17 protein-coding genes are annotated in these 21,047 nt (G+C 62.9%); 4 read left to right on the top strand and 13 right to left on the bottom strand.

From position 1 onward, the window contains the following. The first annotated feature begins 115 nt into the window (after positions 1-115). Positions 116-895, top strand: a complete 780-nt coding sequence (gene aqpZ, locus ACIQC5_RS12685; RefSeq protein WP_400282552.1) for an aquaporin Z — start codon at positions 116-118, stop codon at positions 893-895. Between the two features lie 175 nt (positions 896-1,070). Beyond that, positions 1,071-1,673: a DUF1992 domain-containing protein gene (locus tag ACIQC5_RS12680; protein ID WP_400282549.1), complete on the top strand. Its 603-nt coding sequence runs from the start codon at positions 1,071-1,073 to the stop codon at positions 1,671-1,673. An 11-nt stretch (positions 1,674-1,684) separates the two neighbouring features. On the opposite strand, the gene ACIQC5_RS12675 is transcribed toward ACIQC5_RS12680, so the two are convergent. Further along, complete coding sequence (locus ACIQC5_RS12675) at positions 1,685-3,022, bottom strand: ammonium transporter (RefSeq protein WP_400282546.1); 1,338 nt, start codon at positions 3,020-3,022, stop codon at positions 1,685-1,687. Positions 3,023-3,196: 174 nt separating this feature from the next. Next, positions 3,197-4,378, bottom strand: a complete 1,182-nt coding sequence (locus tag ACIQC5_RS12670; protein ID WP_400283214.1) for an MFS transporter — start codon at positions 4,376-4,378, stop codon at positions 3,197-3,199. A gap of 202 nt (positions 4,379-4,580) precedes the next feature. On the opposite strand from ACIQC5_RS12670, the gene ACIQC5_RS12665 reads away from it, so the two are divergent. Further along, on the top strand, positions 4,581-5,312 hold the full coding sequence (locus ACIQC5_RS12665; RefSeq protein WP_400282544.1) for a glutamine amidotransferase: 732 nt from the start codon (positions 4,581-4,583) through the stop codon (positions 5,310-5,312). A gap of 280 nt (positions 5,313-5,592) precedes the next feature. Here the strand turns inward: ACIQC5_RS12665 and ACIQC5_RS12660 are convergent, their stop codons facing one another. From ACIQC5_RS12660 to ACIQC5_RS12615, 10 genes are all read right to left on the bottom strand, one after another. Beyond that, a complete protein-coding gene (locus tag ACIQC5_RS12660; RefSeq protein WP_400282541.1) occupies positions 5,593-7,788 on the bottom strand; it encodes a transglycosylase domain-containing protein in 2,196 nt (731 codons plus the stop codon). A 104-nt stretch (positions 7,789-7,892) separates the two neighbouring features. Beyond that, a complete protein-coding gene (locus ACIQC5_RS12655) occupies positions 7,893-8,366 on the bottom strand; it encodes a sensor histidine kinase (protein WP_400283212.1) in 474 nt (157 codons plus the stop codon). Between the two features lie 232 nt (positions 8,367-8,598). Continuing rightward, positions 8,599-9,294 carry an aspartate/glutamate racemase family protein gene (locus tag ACIQC5_RS12650; protein ID WP_400282538.1) on the bottom strand — a complete coding sequence of 232 codons (696 nt, stop codon included), beginning with the start codon at positions 9,292-9,294 and terminating at the stop codon, positions 8,599-8,601. After that, positions 9,284-10,723, bottom strand: a complete 1,440-nt coding sequence (locus ACIQC5_RS12645) for an MFS transporter (RefSeq protein ID WP_400282535.1) — start codon at positions 10,721-10,723, stop codon at positions 9,284-9,286. Before ACIQC5_RS12645 ends, ACIQC5_RS12650 begins: the two co-directional genes overlap by 11 nt. A 527-nt stretch (positions 10,724-11,250) precedes the next feature. Then, entirely contained in the window at positions 11,251-12,819 is a 1,569-nt protein-coding gene (locus ACIQC5_RS12640; protein WP_400282532.1) for a carbohydrate-binding domain-containing protein, read from the bottom strand. Positions 12,820-12,828: 9 nt separating this feature from the next. Beyond that, entirely contained in the window at positions 12,829-13,611 is a 783-nt protein-coding gene (locus ACIQC5_RS12635; protein WP_400283210.1) for a polyphosphate polymerase domain-containing protein, read from the bottom strand. Between the two features lie 23 nt (positions 13,612-13,634). Next, a complete protein-coding gene (locus ACIQC5_RS12630) occupies positions 13,635-14,372 on the bottom strand; it encodes a DUF4956 domain-containing protein (protein WP_400282530.1) in 738 nt (245 codons plus the stop codon). After that, the gene (locus ACIQC5_RS12625) at positions 14,369-15,535 is read right to left on the bottom strand and encodes a GtrA family protein (protein WP_400282527.1); all 1,167 of its coding nucleotides are present in this window, start codon (positions 15,533-15,535) and stop codon (positions 14,369-14,371) included. Before ACIQC5_RS12625 ends, ACIQC5_RS12630 begins: the two co-directional genes overlap by 4 nt. 2 nt (positions 15,536-15,537) lie before the next feature. Further along, on the bottom strand, positions 15,538-16,512 hold the full coding sequence (locus ACIQC5_RS12620) for a phosphodiester glycosidase family protein (RefSeq protein ID WP_400282524.1): 975 nt from the start codon (positions 16,510-16,512) through the stop codon (positions 15,538-15,540). Between the two features lie 70 nt (positions 16,513-16,582). Then, positions 16,583-17,167 (bottom strand): DinB family protein, encoded by a 585-nt coding sequence (locus ACIQC5_RS12615; RefSeq protein WP_400282522.1) that lies wholly within the window; start codon positions 17,165-17,167, stop codon positions 16,583-16,585. Positions 17,168-17,317: 150 nt separating this feature from the next. On the opposite strand from ACIQC5_RS12615, the gene ACIQC5_RS12610 reads away from it, so the two are divergent. Continuing rightward, positions 17,318-19,693 carry a polysaccharide lyase 8 family protein gene (locus ACIQC5_RS12610; RefSeq protein WP_400282520.1) on the top strand — a complete coding sequence of 792 codons (2,376 nt, stop codon included), beginning with the start codon at positions 17,318-17,320 and terminating at the stop codon, positions 19,691-19,693. Positions 19,694-19,763: 70 nt separating this feature from the next. Here the strand turns inward: ACIQC5_RS12610 and ACIQC5_RS12605 are convergent, their stop codons facing one another. Further along, entirely contained in the window at positions 19,764-20,948 is a 1,185-nt protein-coding gene (locus tag ACIQC5_RS12605; protein ID WP_400282517.1) for a substrate-binding domain-containing protein, read from the bottom strand. Between the last annotated feature and the right edge of the window lie 99 nt (positions 20,949-21,047).

Genomic DNA, 21,047 nt, shown 5'->3' with positions numbered 1-21,047 from the left:
AAAAACTGGATATGCTCCATTTGTGGCTGTCGGGTTGGGGGACTGCAGCTCATTCCCTTGCCTGTCGGCGCAATTCTCAGTTGGTTCTCTTCAGAATTCACTCGAAAGGCGCACCATGGCTAAGGACAATACCCAAACCTCATCACGCATTGCTGAGCTCGACGCTGGCCCCGCGTTGCTTTCCCGGCTCGGAGCCGAGGCTATCGGCACGTTCATTCTAGTGTTCGGCGGCGTGGGCACGGCATTGCTTGCGGCGAAATTCCCTGACTCCTCCGATACCTTGGGCGTCGGCGTCCTGGGTGTGGCCCTGGCTTTTGGCCTGACAGTGGTCGCGGGGGCCTACGCCTTCGGCCATATTTCCGGCGGACATTTCAACCCGGCCGTGACCATTGGCTTGACCGTGGCAGGCCGCTTCCCGTCGAAGGATGTTGTGAGCTACATCCTGGCCCAGATTGTGGGCGGCGCAGTCGCTACGAGTTTGCTGGCCGTGATCGCTGCCGGTGGTCCTGACGGTTTCTTCAGTGCTGCCCGAGCCGGCGGATTCGCGTCGAACGGCTTCGGGGAGCATTCCCCGGGAGGCTTTGGCCTGGTGACCGCGATTGTCATCGAATTCATCCTGACGGCGGTCTTCCTGCTGGTCATCCTGGGCGTCACGGACCGGCGTGCGACCCCCGGTTTCGCGGCACTCGCCATCGGCCTTAGCCTGACGCTGATCCACCTCATCAGCATCCCCGTCACCAACACATCAGTGAACCCGGCCCGCTCCATCGCCACTGCCATCTACGCAGAAGGCTGGGCTTTCGGTCAGCTCTGGGTATTCATCGTGGCGCCCATCGCCGGGGCCGCCGCCGCGGCACTGCTCTACAAGGTGGTTTTCGAGCGCAAGGCTGCCTGAACCACGCTGTTCAAAGCAAAGACGTACGACGACGGCGGGAGCCTCCAGCCGTCGTCGTACGCGTTTCTCTGTCCCAGGAGCCAGGGCCCTGCAGCGACCGGGAGTTTTGCGGAATACTGGACGCAGAACCACGATGTCCGGCGGTCGAGGGCTGCCGTGCGAGGGGGTGGCACGCGTGAATACGGAGAACAGTGCCTTCAGGCGGCGCCTGGAGCGCGGGGCCGAATTGCGCGCGGTGCGGGCCTCCGGAGGCAATGCCCGGGAGGACGCGGAGCTTGAAGCCGCAGAAGCCGACGAACGCGGGAAGCGCCGAAAGGTCGAAGACGCCGCCCGGGTTGAATACCTCATTCGTGACGCCATGGCCCAAGGCAAGTTCGACAACCTGAAGTATGCCGGCAAACCGATCCCCGGTTTGGGGGAAAGCTACGACCCCGACTGGTGGGTGAAGGGGCTCATCCAGCGCGAGCACCTGAGCGGGATTGGCCCTCCGGCGATCCTGCTGCGGATCGAGGACGCGGAACTCGACGCCAAGCTGGACCAGCAATACACCGAGAAACAGGTTCGCGACATCCTGGAAGACTTCAACAAGCGGGTCATCGAAGCCCGCCGACAGCTCCAGGGCGGCCCACCGGTTGTCACCAAACTCCGCAATGTGGACGGGGAGCTTGAGCGCTGGCGTGAACGAAGGGCCGCGGCGGCGGCGCCTGAGCCCGAAGCCGGTCCGCAGGCGAAACGCAGTTGGTGGCAGCGAATCTGGAACGGCCCAGGCTCGGCGTAGGGCGTTCCCCGCTAGACCAGGCTGTCTTCCTTGGCCCCCTCGGAGCGGGTTTGCTCCGGCTCCTTGCGTCCACCCTTGATCAGGGAGGACAGGTGCGCCTGCTGCTGGCGGAAGTGGCCGTGCGCGGTCAGGCCGAATTCGTAGGCCGACTCGGCGTGTTGGGTGAGGTCCACTCCGGTGACTTCGTGCTCGTGGGTGACGCGGAAACCGATGGTCTTGTGGATGGCCCGGCCAATGACCCAAGTGCCCAATCCTGACAAGGCGATGGTGATGAGGACGGCAACCGTCTGAGCCACGAGTTGCTGAAGACCGCCGCCGTAGAACAGACCACCGGCGACACCGTCCTGGGGGAAGGCGATGAAGCCCAGGGACAGGGTGCCTATCACGCCGGCGCCGAAGTGCACGCCCACAACGTCGAGGGAATCATCGAACCCAAACTTGTACTTCAGGTCCACGAAGACTGCACATGCGGCGCCGGCCACCAGGCCGAGGCCGAGTGCTGCGAGCGGGGTGATGTTGGCGCAGGAGGGGGTGATGGCCACGAGGCCGGCAACCACACCGGATGCTGCACCGAGCGAGGTTGGGTGTCCGTGGCGGACCTTCTCCACAACCAGCCAGCTGAGCATGGCCGCGGCGGGGGCCACCAAGGTATTGACCCAGATGAGGCCTGCCTGCGCTGCCGTGGTGGCGGCGCCGCCATTGAAGCCGAACCAACCGAACCACAGGATGGCTGCACCGATCATGATGAAGGGAACGTTGTGCGGGCGGTGGTTGGGGTCCTTGGCGAATCCGTGACGCTTTCCCACGATCAATGCGAGGACGAAAGCGGCTGTCCCGGAGCTGACCTCAACTACCGCACCACCGGCAAAGTCGATGACCTGGCCGAAGATTTCGGTGACGGCACCGCCTGCGCTCATGAGGCCACCGCCCCAGATCATGTAAGCCAGCGGGCAGTAAACCACGGTGACCCAGATGGGGACGAAGAGTGCCCAGGCGCCGAACTTGGCGCGGTCGGCGATGGCGCCGCTGATCAGGGCCACCGTAATGATGGCGAAGGTGGCGGCGAAGCCTGCCTTGATCAGGTCGGGCGAACCCATGAGGTCCTGGAGGCCGAAGTGCGCGAAGGGGTTGCCGAACAGGCCCAGGAAACCGTCGCCGGTGGTCATCGAGTAGCCCCAAAGGATCCATACGACGCCGACGATGCCTGCCGAAATGAAGCTCATCATGATCATGTTGAGCGCTGCCTTGGCCCGGGTCATGCCACCGTAGAAGAGGCCGAGCCCCGGAGTCATGAAAAGGACCATTGCCGCTGACAACATCATCCAGACGTGTTGCGCAGAGATCTCCACCTGCGTTTCCCTTCTGATCAAGCCTGTCCGAAACGGGCCTGAAGTTGTCCGGCCCTCGTTACCCCCGATCAATACTCGGTGAGCTATGTTTCCGACTCAGAAGAGCTAAGTTGCAGGAAAGTTACAGAAAACCATCCTTCGTGAAGATCACGTGACTGACGTGTTTCGGGGATGTTAACGGCGCTTCTCGCGCGCCCCCGCAGGGTAGCCCCCGCGGCGGCTGACGACCATGATCACCAGCGCGATTGTGGTGGGCACTGCTGCCGCCAGCGGAACCCCGTGCGCTCCAACGGTTGTCAGGGCCAGAGCGCCGTACCCCGCCCCGACGGCGATGCCCAGCTGGATGGTCACTACCGTGAGTCCATTGGCGGCATCCTTGTGCTCACCTCCGGCGCGTAGGATCGCCGCCTGGTTGTAAATACCAATGGCCCCGAAGGAAACGCCCCACAGCGCCATCAGCGCGAAGACACCAATCCAGGTGCCGCCCAACACGGGCAGCAGGGCGAACGCAAGCAAGAGAAGGGCGACGGCGGCAATCACCGAGCGTCGCGGATGGGAATCGGCGGTCAGGCCGGCGATCCAGATCCCCGCCAAACCGGAAATTCCCACCACGGACAGGGAAGCGCCGGTAACAGCTTCGGGCATGCCTGAGGAAAGGAGGAACGGGGCCACATAGGTGAAGAGCGTGAAGTGGGCCAGCAGCAGGAGCGGCCAAGCCGTTGCAACAGCAATGACTCCGGGTAGTTTCAAGGCCGCCCTGATGGACGGCGTCTTGTGGGTACTGGCATCGTGAGCCGCAGGAAGAAGCCATACTGCCATGAGCGCCAAAACCGCGCCCACCCCCGCGAGCACAATGAAGGAAACACGCCAGGTCAGTACGGATCCCATGAAGGTTCCGATCGGAGCCCCGACGGCCAACGCGATGCTGGTTCCGCTGAAGACCACCGCCATTGCCTTCCCCACAGAGTGGGCCGGGACGATCCGGGACACGTACGGCGCCATGCTGGACCACAGCATTCCATGGGCAATGCCGCCCAGAAGCCTTGCGGCAATGGCCAGGCCAAGATGTGGGCTCAAAGCCAACAACACGTTGCTGACCGCGAAGGTGAGGACGGTGGCGATCAGCAGGGTTTTCCGCGGAACCCTTCCTCCCAGCAGCCGGGACAAAGGGAGGGCCGTGAAGACAATGACAGCAGCATAGACGGCGGTCAGCGAACCTACAGCGGATTCTTCCACTCCCAGATCGCGGCTGATTTGGGGAAGCAAACCCGACGGGAGGAGCTCAGTGGTGACGGCAGTAAAACCTGCCGCAGCAAGAAGTAACAGGCCGCCCCAAGGGATTTTGGCGGCCGGCATGGGAGAGTTGGCCGCTGCCTGCGTCCGGGCTGCCTGGGTTTTGACCGCGGAAGGGTCCTGATTCAACGATTGCTCCTCGGTGATGAAACGCGCTGGGATGCGAGTAATGACAACGCTACGCAGTCCGCGCAGGCCGTGGGAGTCTCTGACAGACACCCCCAACCCCTTGGAAAGCCCGGGGCTCCTCCCGCAGACTTGGCCTGTGAAACCCTTCCTATTGTTGGCCACCCGTGACGAAGACGCCGCGGCCGATGACGAGTATCAGGCGTACCTGCGCTATTGCGGGCTCAAACCTGAGGAACTGGTCCGCGTCAGGCTGGAATCCGGCCCGTTGCCCGCCCTTGACCTGGCCGACTACTCCGGCGTGATTGTCGGCGGCAGCCCTTACACCTCCAGCGACCCTGTTGAGGAGAAGAGCGAAGCCCAGCTGCGTGTGGAAGCTGAGCTCTCAACTCTTCTGGACTTGATCGTGGCCGAGGATTTCCCGTTTTTTGGCGCCTGTTACGGAGTCGGCACGCTCGGCCTGCATCAAGGGGCCACCATCGACCGCCGATTCGGTGAGCCGGTGGGATCCACGGAGATCAAACTGACGGCGGAGGGCGAGCGTGACCCCATGCTACGCGGCGTCCCGCACACCTTCGACGCTTTCGTCGGGCACAAGGAAGCGTGCAGCAAATTGCCGGGCCACGCTGTGTTGCTCGCGAGTTCGGCGGCCTGCCCGGTGCACATGTTCCGGATCAAGAACAACCTGTACGCCACGCAATTCCATCCCGAACTGGACACAGACGGCCTCATCACCCGCATCAAGATTTACAAGAACGCCGGTTACTTCCCGCCACATGCGGCCGAGCAGCTCATTGAAACAGCCCGGCAATCTTCGGTGACGGAGCCCATGCGGGTCCTGCGGAATTTCACGGAGCTCTACGCCCGCTAGTTGTGGGGCCTGCTTTGCGCCTCTAAATCCAGGAGTGGCGCGCAGATCGGGCCCCGCAACGTGGGGTGGGTTTGTGTGGGTTTGTGTGGGTTTGTTGTGGGGCCTGCTTTGCGCCTCTAAATCCAGGAGTGGCGCGCAGATCGGGCCCCGCAAGGTGGGGTGGGTTTGTTGTGGGGCCTGCTTTGCGCCTCTAAATCCAGGGGTGGCGCGCAGATCGGGCCCCGCAACGAACGACGACGGCGGTCGTTGAGCGCCGCCGTCGGGCCCCGCAACGCGAGCCTTACCGACCCGTGAGCCGCGGCACGGCGGGCACAGTCGCAATCGGCGCCGGCGCCGGTGGGGGAGCCGGGGACGCGAAGGCGCCGCTGGGGTAGAGCCTGGTGGCTTCCATCATGTAGTTGGCCCACTGCGGACCGGCGATCATGTAGCCGTCCAAGGATTTGTAGAACTTGCCATTGATGGTGACGTTCTGGCCTGCCCGCTGTTGTCCCGCGGTCGTGTCACCAAAGAACGACGCCGTTGCGAGCGTGGTGGTGTATCCGGCCACCCAGGTGGCACCGTTGTTGTTGGACGTGCCCGTCTTGGCGGCAACCGGAACCTGGCTCTGGACTTTGGGGTTGATGTAGACGCCGGAGCCCATCTTCAGCACATCCTGCAGCACCGCATTGACGCCGCGTGCCACGGAAGGTTTCACGGCCTCCCTGCATTGGGGAGTCTGCGCGGTGTACTTCCTGCCCTGGGCGTCGCTGATCTCGGTGATGGCGATCGGCGCGCAGTACGTTCCGTCGTTGGCGAACGTGGCGTAGGCGCTGGCCAACACCAGGGGTGCGACGCCGATGGAGCCCAGCAGGTTGCCGATCTGGTGCATGTTAATGGGCGCGTTGTCCAAGGCACTATGGAGTCCCACGGTGTCCACCATGCGCTGGATGCCGCAGAAATCCAGCTGCGCAGCGGTGGCGAACGTGGCGGTATTGATGGAGTTGTACAGGCCATAGTTGATGGGCATGGGGCGGTAGTAGCCGGCGTCGTTGTTCTGAAGGTCGTCATCCGCACCTAGGTTGGCAGCCTTCTGGGCGCTGCTGTACCCGCCCAGGACGCGTCCGCAACTGGACCGCCACGGGAAACCCACCGGGTACACGCGGCGGGAGGCATCCACTACGGCGGTGGGATTCTTGCCCTCGTTGAGCCACTCAGCGTAGATGAACGGCTTCATGGTGGAGCCCGGCTGGAATCCGCCGGCTCCGTTGAGGTCGTAGCCGTTGGCATCCTTGGCGTCCACGTTGAAGTTCAACTGGGTATCGAACTTCCCGTCCTGCGGAACGAACACCGTGTTTTGCGCCATGGACAGGATCTTGCCGGTGCCCGGTTGGACGGTGGTCATCGCGGCGCCCCATTTGTCAGGGTTGTCGCCAGCTGAGGCATCCACTTGTGCTTGGGCTACTGCCTGCAGCCGGCTGTCCAAAGTTGTGGTGATCTTCAGGCCGCCGCGGTACAGCAGCCGCTCCCGCTCGTTGACTGTTGAACCATAGGCTTCGTCGTTGAGGATGAGGTGCGAGACGTAGTCACAGAAGTACGTAGCGATCGAGGCTCCTGCACAGCCCTGCAAGGACGGCGTGATGTTGAGTTCCACCGGCGTGGCAACAGCGGCATCGTGATCCACTTGGGTGATTTTGCCCTGCTCCACCATCCTGTCCAGCACGAGGTTGCGGCGGTTGAGCGCGGCGGTGGGGTCAACAGTGGGGTCGTAGATGCTCGGGCCATTAACCAAACCTGCAAGTAGCGCGGCCTGGGGCAGGTTCAGGTCCTTTGCGGAAGTACTGAAGAAGTAGCGTGAGGCGGCCTCGATCCCGTATGCGTTCCGGTTGAAGAACACAATGTTCAGGTAGCCCTCAAGAATCTGGTCCTTGGTGAAGCGTTTCTCCAACTCCAAAGCCAGCTTGACCTCGCGGAGCTTGTCGCCCATGGTCTTCTGGCCGCTCAACACCACGTCTTCCGGACGTCCTTCCGACAGTCGCGACTCGTTGAGTACGTTGGTGACGTATTGCTGCGTCAGCGTGGAGGCGCCCTGCCGCGTTCCTTTGGTCAGGTTCGATGTCAGTGCCCGCATGATGCCTTGTGCGTCCACTCCGGCGTGTTGGTAGAAGCGGTTGTCCTCAATGGCAACGATTGCGTCGCGGATAAACGGCGACATCTGGTCCAGCGGAACCTTCACCCTGTTCTCGGCGTAGAACGTTGCGATGAGCGTCCCGTCGGCTGCGACAACGGTGCTGGACAAGGACGGCGAATCGACGTCCAGCTGGCTGGGCAGGCTTTCGTAGAAACCGATGGATCCGCCCACAGTGGTGCTCGTGAACGCCACCACGGGAACAACCAACCCGGAGATCAGGACCCCGCAAAGGATGCTCACCAGGAAGAATCCGAGGACCCTCGTGAGGGACGCGGCCAGACCGAACTTGTGTCCTCTGTTCCGTGACATTCCGTGCCATTCCGTCAGCTGTCAGGCTTGAAAGTAGCTACAGAATACGTCCGGTGACGCCGCCGATCCATGCTCAGGGATCCAAATAAGGTCCCAAATCGGACTCAATCCAGCGGCAGTGTGACCTTCACTGTGGTGCCCTGCCCAGCCGCAGAATCAATCACGACTGTCCCGCCGGCGTCGTGCACTGCTATCGACATCAGCAGCAGTCCGAAGCCATGACGCCGGCCACTTGGGGCGGCGTGAATCTCGAAGCCTTTGCCGTCATCCGTGATGGTCATCTGGATGCCGTGGTAGACGGCATTGAGCTTGACAGTGAGTTCGCTGGCTTCCGCGTAGTTGAGGGTGTTGCTGAGCGCTTCCTGGGCCACGTGGTAGAGGAGCGCGGCGCTCGCAGCCGAGATCTCGATGCCGTGGTGGGGAGTCTGCCAGTAGACCTTGACCCCCGAGCGGCGAAGCGGCTCCGCAAGCCTGTCGATGCATCCCGCCACACCCAAAGCATGGAAATCCACGGGGTGCTGGTCCTGGATGATGCCTTTGACGGCCATCACCTCGCTGGGTGCTGGTGCATGTTCCATGGCTTCCCCCACATCATTGCGGTGCTGCTGAATCCGACGCCGGAACCCTTTGTTCCAGTGGTCCGTCTGCTTCCAGCGTGGCTCTGCAACATCAAGGGTTACGTCGCTTTGGCTCAATTTCGGCTCAAGTTTGGGACGGCGGGTTGCGGGGGCGGGCCACGTCGTGCGATGGGCTGCTGATACAGCCGGGCCCGACGGCGGCACTTGGCTGCCGCCGTCGGGCGCTGATCGGTTAGTCCTGCAGCAGTTGGGCGATCACCAGCCTGCAAGCGCTCGGGACAGGCTCGATGATCTCGACGGCGGTCGCTTCGACGAGCCTGCGGGCGGTGGCGCTGAGTGGGCCACCGGCAATGATCACTGCCTGTGCGCCGTCGACTTTCGTGGACTGCTGGACCGCGCGGGCCAACTCCTGGAATTGACGTTCGGGATCAGCCGCCAGGACCAATGGTTCCGAATCCGTCAGGCGCACGCCGACAAACTGATCCGGGAACCCGTGCTCGGCAACCAGTTTGCCGAGCGCATCCACCAGCAACGGCGTGCTGGTTGCCATGCCGAAGTTGCGGAGCTGTCCGTCCGGGGTGTGGGCGGCCGCGTGGATGGAGCCTTGGCCGATGCCGACCACAGGGACGTTGAGCTCTTCGGCCAGTCGTGCGCGGCCTGGATCGCCGATGGCGGCGACAACCACCGCGGCAACGCTGCCGCCGTCGGGACCTGACAAGTAGCCGTGGACCGCATCCCGCACGTGGGCTTCGGACTCAGCCAGGGAGACCGGATCCACGATCATTGCCGGTCCGGCTGCGGCGGTAATCCCTGCAACGCGCAAGCCCCGGGGCGTGAGCGTCTCCTTGGCAAGGTCGGTCATCATGGCCGTTGTATTGCTGTTGGTGTTCGGGTTGACCAGCAGCACGGTCCGTTGCTTAGTGTCCATAGATCGCGGCCTCCTGGTCGCCATTTGCGTCGGCGTCTTCTTCCAAGGGCTTGCCGAAGGTTTCCGGCGGGAATTGGACCACGATCGCTAGCACGCAGAACAGCACAGCCAATGTGGTGAACATGCCCGGTAGGCCTGCGGAGTCGAACACTGCGCCGGAAATCAGTGGGAACAGACCACCGGAGAGAGACCCTGCGGCCAGGATGATGGACGTTCCGAAGCCGCGGGTGCGGGTGGGGTAAAGCTCGGGCGCGAACAGCCAGATGGTGGTGTTCAGGATGATGACCGAGAAATTGAAGAGGACGCCAAAGATGACCACAAGAACGATGTCGCTGGCCAGGAACGCCATGGACAGTCCGGACAGGCAGCCGAGGATTGCGGCAGCCGTGAGCACTTTCTTGCGGGGAAGCCGGCTGGCCAGGTAGGCGGCCGTGCACGCGCCGAGCAACGAACCCGACTGCATGATCAAGGTGAACCAGAGGCTCGTGTTCACGGCATATCCACGGGAAACAAGAATGGTGGGCATCAGCGTCAGCATGGAGATCTGGGCGGCGTAGGACATGCAGACGGCGATGCACAACAGGACTGTGCGCTTCAGGAGTTTGCCGCGGAGAGCGTCCTTCCAGTGGCCGGACGACTTCACCACTGTGGAATCAGGGACGGCCGTGATGTACGTTTCGGGATCGGTGATGGGACCTGAAAGCTTGTTGCGCGCCAAGCGCGTGATGACCAGGTTTGCCTCGTCGATTTTGCCTTGGGACGCCAGGAACCGGGGAGTCTCGGGGACGAAGCGTCGGAAGAACATCACCAGCAGGGCTGGAATGAAGAGCAGGCCGAACACCCAGCGCCACTTGTCCGGGCCGTCGAAGAGGGTGAAGACGAGGATGCCGAAGGCCGGTGCCAGCATGTTGCCCAGGCCGGCGGCTGTGACATTGATGAGACCCACGGCAGTGCCGCGGTGTTTGGCGGCGAAGAACTCCGCCATCATGATCACCGCGACGGCGATTTCGCCGCCCAGCCCGAACCCGACGATGAAGCGTCCGGCCGCCAGTATGGGGTAGTTCGGGGCTACTGCGCAGAGCAACGAGCCGCCGGCGAAGATGATGAGGTTGATGACCAGCATGTGCCGCCGGCCGTATTTATCGACGATCAGGCCCGTCGCCAGCCGTCCGAGTGCGGTTGCCGTAAACGTCATTGTGTTCAGCAAACCGATTTCGGTAGCCCCAAGTCCCCACGACTGGCGCAGGATGGGGCCGGTAATGCCCACGGCGTTTTGCTCGAGGGCGTCGAAGAATACGCCCAACAGGATCATGAAGACGATCTGGCGGTGGGCGCCAGTCACCCCGATCCGCTGGTAGGCCCCTTCGATTTGTTGTGCCAGGGATCCGTTCTGCTTTGGTGCAGCCTCCTGGGCAAGGTCTTTTTCCACAGTGCGCTCCTTCACTGAGCTCCGAATGGTTCCGTCATGCGGAATAGGAATGTCGCATGAGGGAATGTGATGGAGATTACTCGTTGGGATACCAAAAGACCATGGGTGGCGTGTAAACAGAATGTGACCGGGTGCTCAAGGGGCTGCTGTGGATGGGTGTCCTGGTGACCTTGTTTGGGGTGGCCAGCTCTCTAATTCAACTGAATCAGGTTGGTTTATGGCCGTGAGGGGCGCAAAAGGGATCAGGTAGCGGCACGGAACAAGCTACTCTGCCTCACCAAGCCGGAGCCGCTGATCGGCGTCCCGATCGCAAAATAGTATGCCATCGCGGTGTGAGCTCCGCGAGGACCGAGGAGCGGTCACTTTGGAATACAGACGAATTCTGCTGGATCATTCGGCCCTGGGCCGTGCCGAACCCCTTGTTTCCAAGGGACCGAACCCCTTGTTTCCAAGGGACCGAACCCCTTGTTTCCAAGGGACCGTTCGGCCGATGCACCGAATGATCCAGCAGAAATGGACCGGAAACCCTAGCGGCGCCCGCCACCTCCTCCGGGACCCTGTGACTGCGTGTACTCACCCGCGGTCACAGTGCCCAGTTGTTCGGCGCCATCAATGGAGCCCGTGGTCACACCGGCTTTAGCCTCCGCGGTGCCTCCTGTGTAGATCGTGTAGGTCTCACCGGCAGTGATCGCGGACGAGGAGAACACCAAGGAAGCGATGGTCTTGGTGGTCACGAAGGTGGAGACCACGGTTCCTGATGAGTCCACGATGTGTACGGGCGTGCCCGCAGCCACCGATGAGTTGAACGTCAGTTGCACACCCGATTGCGTAGAGGAAGTCCCCGGGGTGACGGCCATTCCGGCGCTGCCCGCTGCAGCCACGGTGCCGCCGGTGACCGTCAATTCGCCGTTCACATCGAGCGCACCGTTGCCATCGTTGGTGGGTCCGTTGACCACTACGGTGCCGCCGGAGATCGTGGCGTTTCCGTTGGAGTCGAGACCGTCACCTTGCGAATTGATGGTCAGGTTACCGCCGGACACCTCCACGGTGTAGTCGCCCACGGTTTCGCCGCCGCCGCCCATCCCGCCGGCCTGAGCCCCTCCGGCGTCGCTGGAAGTGGAAGACCCGCCGGATGCATTCACGCCGTCGTCGTTTGACGTGACACTTACCGAGCCGCCGGAGAGCACGATGTGCTGGGCTTCCAGGCCCTCTTCGGACTCGGCAACAGTGACTGTGCCGCCGGTGATGGACAGCGTGTTGAAGGCCTTCACTCCGTCGTCGCCGGCGTTGACGGTCAAAGCGCCGCCGCTGACAAGGAGCCACCCGCGGCCTTCGTCGGTCTCGTTGTCAGCCTTCACGGCGTCGCCACCGGCTGTCACGTCGTAGGTGCCATCCAGCAGCACGGTGTAGTCCTTGCCGCGGATGCCGTCGTCAACGGCATCTACAGTGACTTTGCCGGAGGCCATGACCAAGCCGTCTTTGGACACGATGCCGTCGTTGTACTTTCCATTGACGGTCAAAGAACCGGGGCCTGCGATGGTCAGGTCGGCCATGGAGAAGAGTGCCGCATTGGGGGCGTCCTCGCCTTGATCGGCGTAGGTTGTGGCGTCGGTCAGCGTGTTGGTGCTGCCGTCTTCCAAGTACACGATTGCTTCATCCGTGCTCTGGACCACCAACGGTGAGCCCGTTGGGTTGCCGAGTTCCACGCCGTCGAGGATGATCCGCACGGTATCGGAATCTCCGGCGGCCACCACGATTTGGCCGTCGCTCAGCGAACCGCTGAGACGGTACGTGCCAGCCGCGCTGATGGTGACGGTGTTGCCGTCAACCGCCACGCCAGTGGATGACGACGACGTCACTTTGCTGCCGCCGTCGGCCAGGCTGACAGCCACTTCAGACGCGGCATCCCACGTGAGGTCGTCAGCGTCGTAGTGGGTGTCTTCTTCGATGGTGGCGGCTGTGACGGTTTGGGCGGTGCTGGAGGTGGCGGATCCGGAAGACGTAGACGACGACGTGGTGGCAGCGGCTGAGCAGCCGGCCAGTGATACGGCCAGTGCGACGGCGGCAACGGACAAGTAGGTGCGGAAAGAGCGCATGGTGGATTCCTAAAGGGTTGTGGGGAAATGCTGGTGGATGGGACGCAGGGGCATCCTGCGCCGCAATGTCTGGTTCCAGCGATTGGCCGGGAGCTCGGGGTGGAGGGCTGCCATGCCGGTCGCGAACTTGGAGATGCGGCAGGGCCTGACGCCGTTGGCCCACAAGTGCCGGTCCAGGGGGCCGGCGGCTGAGCCGGATTTCGTTTCGATGACCACGGCGTCGTCCAGGATCCAAGGTTGTCCGTCGGGGCGTTGCCACGTGACGTCCGAGTCGATGGTCGCCCGGCTGCCGGATTCGGGGAGGAACAGTGTGGTGCGGTCGTAACGCGTGGACAGGACGGGTTCCAGAGGGCCGAAATTCGCGTCACCAAGGGTGGCCGCAAGCGTCTCATTGACGTAGGCCAGGCCTTCGTCGGTCAGCCGGTCCCGGTCGCACAGCTCGTAGGGGATGCGTTCCTTGACGGTGGCTTCCCGTGCGCCTTCGGTCTTGACTTCCAGGAAACTGACCGCGCTGTCCAGATAAGTGCGCGTGCGGATCTTGAACCGACGACGCCGGCCGTGCGCCGCCAACAGGTAGCTGTCCAAGCCGGGAGTATCGAAGTACACCGAGTCGTAGGCAAACGTGCGCGACCCGTCCATTTCCAGGACGCGGGTTTCTGCGGTGAACGTGGACATAATCTTGCGGGCCGTCGCCGACGGGACCAGGTACTTGCGGTCCACCCGGGTCAGGAGCGCGGCCTCCGTGGTCAGTTCTTCGAGTCCGACGGCGGGCAGCTGGTGCAGCTGCGGCATGATCGGTTCGGCGTCGACGCGGCTCACGCCACACCTGCCGAGGTGGGCACGGACTGCTGGGGCTGGGTCGATGAAGGCCGGGTGCCGGGAGCCGGGGTCAGTTGAACCGGGAGTTCCTGGGGTGCAGGGGTCAGTGCGCCGGCCGGCTGGTCGAAGCCCAGCTGGTTCTGTGACGGGCTACCGTGCGGGTGCCCGGGCTGTGCCGTAGCCGGGAAGGAAGGGCGGGCGGCATACCGGACATCGACGATCGTCTTGTCATTGACCAGGTCCAGCTCCTGGATGGTGGCCGAGTGAACGGTGCCATTGAGGACTTCTTCGAGCCGGACGTGCAGTTCACTCTCGTTGCTGATGGCCCGGTCCAGGACCACGGTCTGATGGCGGTAGGCGGGGAGGACCTTGGGGTTGTCACCGATGAACATCACCAGCAGGACCATGCCCATAAGCGACAGCGTCAGCCACAGCGGCTCCACACCGATGCCGGCAATGAGGCCCAACGCCAAGGCCGAGAAGTAGTAAGCCACTTCATGCTGGGCAAGTTCCGTGGAGCGCAACCGGATGATGGAAAGAACACCGAAAAGTCCCAAGCCAAGCCCGATGCCGGCAGCCGAACCGGACAACGCCGTGGCGACTGCCAGGACGCCGACGTTCATGCCGAGGTAGGAAACTACCAGGTCACGACGCCGGTGCCGGCGTAAGTAGAGGGCGAAGGTCAGGACGGTGATGGCGGCGAGGTCCGCTGCAATGAGGATGATGGTGTTCATCGGATTCTCCGGAATCTGTTGGTGGACTGGTTTCCACGATTCCCGGTCCAGCTGTGCTGAAACTGTGTCGGGACCAAGGCTGGGATATGACTGTCGACGGCGGGCGGTTCAGCCGGGGTGGTGGGTGCCGGTTGTGCCGCCGCTGACTTGCCCGCGAAAAGGAACCGGTGCTGCACCGCGTAACTCACTCCCAGCAGTGTGGCTTCAGTGACGAGCTTGGCTGCGAGGTCCGGAACTGCCAAGGATGTGAGGGCCCACATGATGGCGTAGTTGGCCATCAGCAGCACAAACACCAATGCCGCGTAGCCGGTCGCTGCGGAACGCAAGGACGTTTCCTTGCCATGCTCAAAGACGAGTCGCCGGTTGACCAGGAAGTTCACGCCTGCACTGATGGCACGGGCGCCCACAACGGCCACCAAGAGCGAATCCGTCGCCGCCATCAGGAACAGGAAAGCCGTTGTATCCACCAGGAACGCCGAGAAGGACGAGCCCAGAAATTTCAGCAGCGGGGCGTAGATCCTGATGGAATCGGCCACTGGACGGAAATGTGAACCGGAATTGTGATCCAGGTACACAGTTGTGACATCCACAGTTTCGATCCCGTACCCGGCCCGCTTCGCCTCAAGCAAAAGGTTCAACTCGTACTCGTAGCGTTCGCCGCGGACGGAGACCAGCCACGGCAACATATCGGCCCGGTAGCCCCGCAAACCCGTTTGCGTGTCAGAGACCTTTTGGCCTGTGGCAAGCCGGAACAACCAGCGGGTCACCGTATTGCCGATCTTGCTCCTCGCAGGGACATTGCCGGTGAAGTCACGGGTTCCCAAGACCATCGCTGCGGCGACCCCGCGCACCCGGTCGGCCACAGCGAGGATGTCGGCCACACCATGTTGGCCGTCGCTGTCCGCGCAGACCACATCGTGGCCGGGAAACTGTGACGCGATAAAGCCGAAGCCGCTCTTGAGGGCGTGTCCCTTGCCGCCGTTCACGGCGTAACGCAGCACATGGCACCCAAGCCGGGCGGCGTCGTCGAACACGTCCTGGTAGTCCGGTCCGGAACCGTCGTCCACCACCACGATGGACAGCCACGGGTCGGCGGCCTGAATCGTGTGAACCAGGTTGATGAGTTGGTGGTCCGGCTCATAGGCCGGTATCAGGATGATCATGGCTACTGGGCGATGTAGAGGATGTCGGAGGTGCCGCGCTCTTTGTTTTCGCCGAGCGGATTGTTCACCAGTGAGCCGTTGAAGTACATGGTGGAGGAGCCGCCGCCGTCGATGTTGTACGCGGTGGTGGCGCCGAGGTCCTTCATGATCTGCGCGAGTCCGGTCATGGTGACACCGGCGGAGTAGCCCGGGCTGCGGCCGTCCACCACAACGAACACGAGGTGGTTCTCGTCAATGACACCCACGGCGGTGCGCGGCTGCTCGCCTTGGATGGAGTGGTTGCCGAAGTTCGTATCGACTTCAACGTCCTCGATGCCTGACGCGATCTCGCCGTTGTCCAGCAAGGAAGGCCCGAACGAGAGCGTGTTCCAGACCCCGTCCGCGACGAGCTGGTCAGCGGTGGTGCTGGTCTCGTCATACACCTTGACCGTGCCGTCTTTGTAGAATGCCAAGCCCTGCCGCGCCCCTTCGTCGCGGTACACCACGCCGTTGCGGATCACGATGCCCGTATCCCGGAAACCGTAGTAGTCGCCGTTGATGGCGAAGATTGCGTTGTGGTCTTCGGCGATCGCGGACGTGGTCTCCGTGATGTTCTCGCCGTAAGTGTCCTCGGCAAACGCCGACTTCAGCGTGGTGGCGTCATCAAGCACGACGTCGGCAACGTAGTACGTGACGGTGTCGTCACCGCTGCCCGTGGTCACCGTGGAGATGGTGACTCCGGTGTCGCCGGACGTGTAGGAGGTATCTGTGACCGCGGCGCTCGCGGACGTGCCGTCCGTCGTCGTGCCCGTGTTTATGGTGCCTGTTTGGCTGGCTTCGTATTCGGAGACGTTGGTGATCTGTGCGTGCGGCACGACGAAGCGGTCCAGTGCCCAGGCCGCGGCGCCTCCTGCAGAGAGAGTGACCGCCAGAACGGCGGAGACGACGACGCGCCGGGTCCGGCGGCCTTTACGGTGTTCAGTCTGTTGAGGAGTCATGCCTCATTTCTACGGAGGCAGGCTACGCCGGAGGTTTGCTCCACATATGCATAGGCTGTGAAGGTTCGGCTCAGTAGGTGAGATCCGCCTCCCGCGCGGCTTCCTCGATGCGGTACCGGTGCGCTGCCCATTCCTCCGAATTGCGCGCCGGTATGTTGGGATCGCCGGGTCGTTGGCCCGCGGAGCCGTCGATGAGTTCCCGGATGATGTCCGCGTGCCCGGCATGCCGCGCCGTCTCCACGCACATGTGCACCAGGATCTGGTGGAGCGTCACGTTCCGTTTTTCCCCCGACCACCATGGCACCACGCCCGGGGCGTCCAAGGGGAGGGACTCGATGGTCTCATCGCTGTGCTTGGCAGAGAAGTAGTGCAATTCCAGGATTTGTTCGCGGGTCTCAGTGACCGGCACCCACATGTCGGAATCCGGTTCGGCGCTCTCCGCCAACCACGGCAAATCGAGGCCGCTCGGACGCCCGAACGTCTCCCCGAAATACCCCAACTCCACGCTGGCCACATGCTTCACGAGCCCCAACAGGTTGGTCCCCGTGGGAGTCATTGGCCGCCGGGCATCGTACTCACTGAGGTTCTCCACCTTGCCGAGAAGGTCCGCCCTCCGGAGCCGCAAATAACTGAGCAACGTCGCTTTGTCATCCATGGCTTGCACTCTACCCAAGGGCCCCGACATCCCCTGCGAGGTACTGCTTTATTCCTCCCTTCCGCCTCGCGTTGACTTCAACGCAAGCCAGTGGAGGACCCGGCGAAAGGCGCCGGACCATGTCCAGCCACGAGTGTTAGGAGCAGCTCCTTGTCACTTCAATTCCCACGCCGAACCCTGCTTCAGGGTGCCGGTGCATTGTCCCTTGCGGCCGTGGTCAGCTCGATGTTCGCCCAAAACTCCTGGGCGTCCGAAGAGCCGGGTGCAGCGGAGTTCGCAGCGTTGCGGAACCGTTGGGTGGACCAGATCACCGGCCGTACCGTCATCCAGGCGGGGGATTCAGACTTTGCCACTGCCATCGCCGCATTGAACAACAAAGCCGCAGCCTCCCTTGCCAAGCTCAACAGGACCCCGGGCCGAACCTCAGTGTTCACGGATTTGTCGTTCGCCAAGGACGCAGAGATGGTCACCACCTATACGCGCCTGTCCCAGCTCGCCACCGCCTGGGCCACTCCTACGGCGGCGGTGTTCGGGGACGCCGCCGTGCTGGCGGACATCAAAGCGGGCCTGGCCGATGCGAACGCACTTTGCTACAACGACGCCAAGGAAGAAGTCGGGAACTGGTGGTCTTGGGAGATCGGTGTGCCCAGGGCCTTGGCTGATGCCATGGTCCTGCTTCACGCTGAGCTGTCCGCCGCTGAGATTCAGGCCTACTGCGCTGCAATCGACCACTTCGTTCCCGATCCGTGGCTGCAGTTCCCACCCAAACGCGGCAAGATCACCTCTGTTGGTGCCAACCGCGTGGACCTTTGCCAGGGCATCATCATCCGCTCGTTGGCGGGGGAGGATTCCGCGAAGCTTCAGCACGCAATCGAGGGGCTCAGCCAAGTGTGGCAGTACGTCACCAGTGGAGACGGATTCTTCCGGGATGGTTCCTTCATCCAGCACAGCACAACGCCATACACGGGTTCCTATGGAGTAGTGCTTCTCACCGGGCTGTCCAAGCTTTTCGCGCTCCTTGGCGGGACGGCGTTCGAGGTCTCCGATCCATCCCGGAGCATTTTCTTCGATGCAGTGGAGGGCTCGTTCGCGCCGCTCATCATTAACGGCGCCGTGGCGGATTCCGTCCGTGGCAGGAGCATCAGCCGGGAGGCCAACACCGGCTACGACCTCGCGGCCTCCGCCATCGAAGCCATCCTGCTCCTTGCCCGTGCCATGGATCCCGCCACGGCCAAGAGCTGGCGAGGCCTGTGCGCAGGGTGGATCACGCGCAACACCTACCGCCCCATCCTCTCCGGAGCCAGCGTGCCCCGGACGGCCTTGGTGAAAGAGCTGCAATCCAGTGGCGTTGCGCCTGTGGCCGAGGTCGCCGGTCACAGGCTTTTCCCGGCGATGGACCGCACCATGCACAGGGGGAGCGGCTGGGCCTTGTCCCTGTCCATGGCCAGCAACCGCATCGCCTGGTACGAGTGCGGGAACGGTGAAAACAACCGGGGCTATCACACCGGTTCAGGTATGACGTACTTCTACACCTCTGACCTTGGCCAATACGATGACGCTTTCTGGGCCACCACAAATTACAACCGTCTGCCCGGCACCACCGTGGACACCACACCCTTGCCCGACAAAGTTGAGGGCGAGTGGGGAGCAGCTGTCCCCGCGAACGAGTGGACTGGCTCCACAGCGCTGGGCGAGGTGGCCGCCGTCGGGCAGCACCTGGTGGGTCCCGGCGGTACCGGACTGTCTGCCAGGAAGTCGTGGTTCGTGAGCACGGGCGTAGCCGTTTGCCTTGGTGCCGATATCACAACCAAGAGCGGCGCCCGCGTTGAAAGCATCGTGGACCATCGCAACCTCCACAAAGGCAACAACAAACTCACGACGGCGTCAGGCACCATCGCTGCATCGGCCGGCAGCGCTGAGGTGCTGAGCGATGAGCGCTGGGTTCATCTGGAAGGGTTCGGCGGCTACGCCGTCCTTGATGCCTCACCGCTCACGGTTCTCCGCGAGACCCGCTCGGGTAGTTGGTCCGCGGTGAACATCAACGGCAGTGCAACGGTGCATCAGCGCAATTACGCAACGCTCTTCGTAGACCACGGAGCCGGGGCGGCGCAGGGCAGCTACGCCTATGTGGTGGCTCCGGGGGCGTCTGTGGACCAGACCCGGAAGCTGGCAAAGGGAAACGAGCACGCTGTAATCCGCAACGATGCCACGGCGCAGTCCGTGCATTTCAAGAACGAGGAGATCACGGCAGCCACCTTCTGGAAGCCCGGAACTGCGGGGGATCTTGGCTCGTCGGGACCCGCCTGCGTGGTCTACTCCAGGCACGGGGATGTCCTGGGCCTGGCGGTCAGCGAACCCACCCAGAAAGCAGCAAGCCTTACGTTGACGCTGCCGGAAGGTACGTGGCTGACTGTGTTGGAGGGCTCCAGGGCGACTCTCGGTGCTGATGCCGCAGGCCGTTCCACGCTTACCCTGGATACGGCTGGGCTTGGCGGCGGAACGCAGACGTTCAAGCTAGGGCGCTAAGTTCCCCTTGTGGGGCCTGCTCTTCGTGCCATGTGGCGACTATGGAACGCAGAGCAGGCCCTGCAACGGGCTAGAGATTCTTGACCAGCTTCGCTCCGCAGGAGTCGCGCACCACGATGCGCGGCCTGAGCCGGATCTGGTAGAGCGGGCAGGCATCGCCTTCGGTCAGTCGACGCAACAGGACATCAGCCGCCATGACGCCAAGCCTGTGCTTCGCAGGGGAGACAGCTGTAAGCGGGATCTGGGCGAGATCGGCCATCTCGTCGTCGTAGGAAACCAATGCCAAGTCCTGAGGAACCCGGATCCCTTGCCTGGCTGCGGCGCCTTCCAACAGGGCAGCCTCCCTGTCGCCGAAAACCAACGCGGCCGTGGCGCCGCTTCCCGCCAGCAGCTCGAACATATGCTCGGCTTGGTCGACTTCCCACTCAGGTTTGGTGGCGCTGAATGCCAAGGGGTGTTTAGCATCGGATTCCAATCCGAGCGCCTTGATGGCGCTCGTATAGCCGGCGATGACGGCGGCCTGGGTGGGATTGCTGCTGCGTGCGGCGAGGTTCGCGCGGGTCAGAAGCCCAATCTTTCGGTGACCCAAGCGGTGAAGGTGCATCACGGCGTCGTACGCTCCGCCCTGGTGATCCGAACAAACGTGCTCGGTACGGTCTCCTGGCCCCAGATCATCCAGGCTCCGCTCCAGCAGGACTACAGGCACGGGTAGCGCCATCAGCTCCGCAACACGCTGTTGGGGGTCATCCAGTCCAGTCAGCGTGGGCACCAGGATGAGCCCGTCGACGCCGGCATCCAGGAGAAACTGGATGCTGGCGTTCTCCCGGGTGAAGTCGTAGTGGTAGGTGGACAACTGCAGGCTCGCGCCCCGGGCGGACAGGTGTTCCTCGATGCCCTGCAAGACACGCGGATAATACAACTGCGTGTCCGGCAGCAGGACTCCGATGACGAATCGGGAGCGCTTCTGCAGGCGTTGGGGTGCGGCCACGAAGCTGCCGGCGCCCTGCCGCCGCACTACCAGCCCCTTGCTGACAAGGTCCTCGAACGCCCGGCGGACTGTGGTGAGCGAGAGCCCGGTTTCGAGGGAGAGCTGCTGCTCGGTGGGCAGTTTGGTGCCCACGGCCCACGTTCCCGCGAGAATGCCCCTGCGGAGGTCGTCGCTGAGGTTCTGGAACTTCAGGTTTGCCTTTGCTGTATCTCGGATGCTGGCACCTGCGGGCTCCGTCGGAACGGGTTCCGATGTCTTCCTTGGCATGATCGGGTTCCACTTCTCTGAGGACGTTTTCCTCCCATCATGCATCACTCGTTAGATAGTTTTTAGGGTGTAATTTCGGCGTGAGGCAGTTGTTTCGTG

The organism is Paenarthrobacter sp. NPDC092416 (assembly GCF_044755025.1).
Lineage (GTDB): Bacteria > Actinomycetota > Actinomycetes > Actinomycetales > Micrococcaceae > Arthrobacter.
This window is presented reverse-complemented; position numbering and strand designations above follow the sequence as displayed.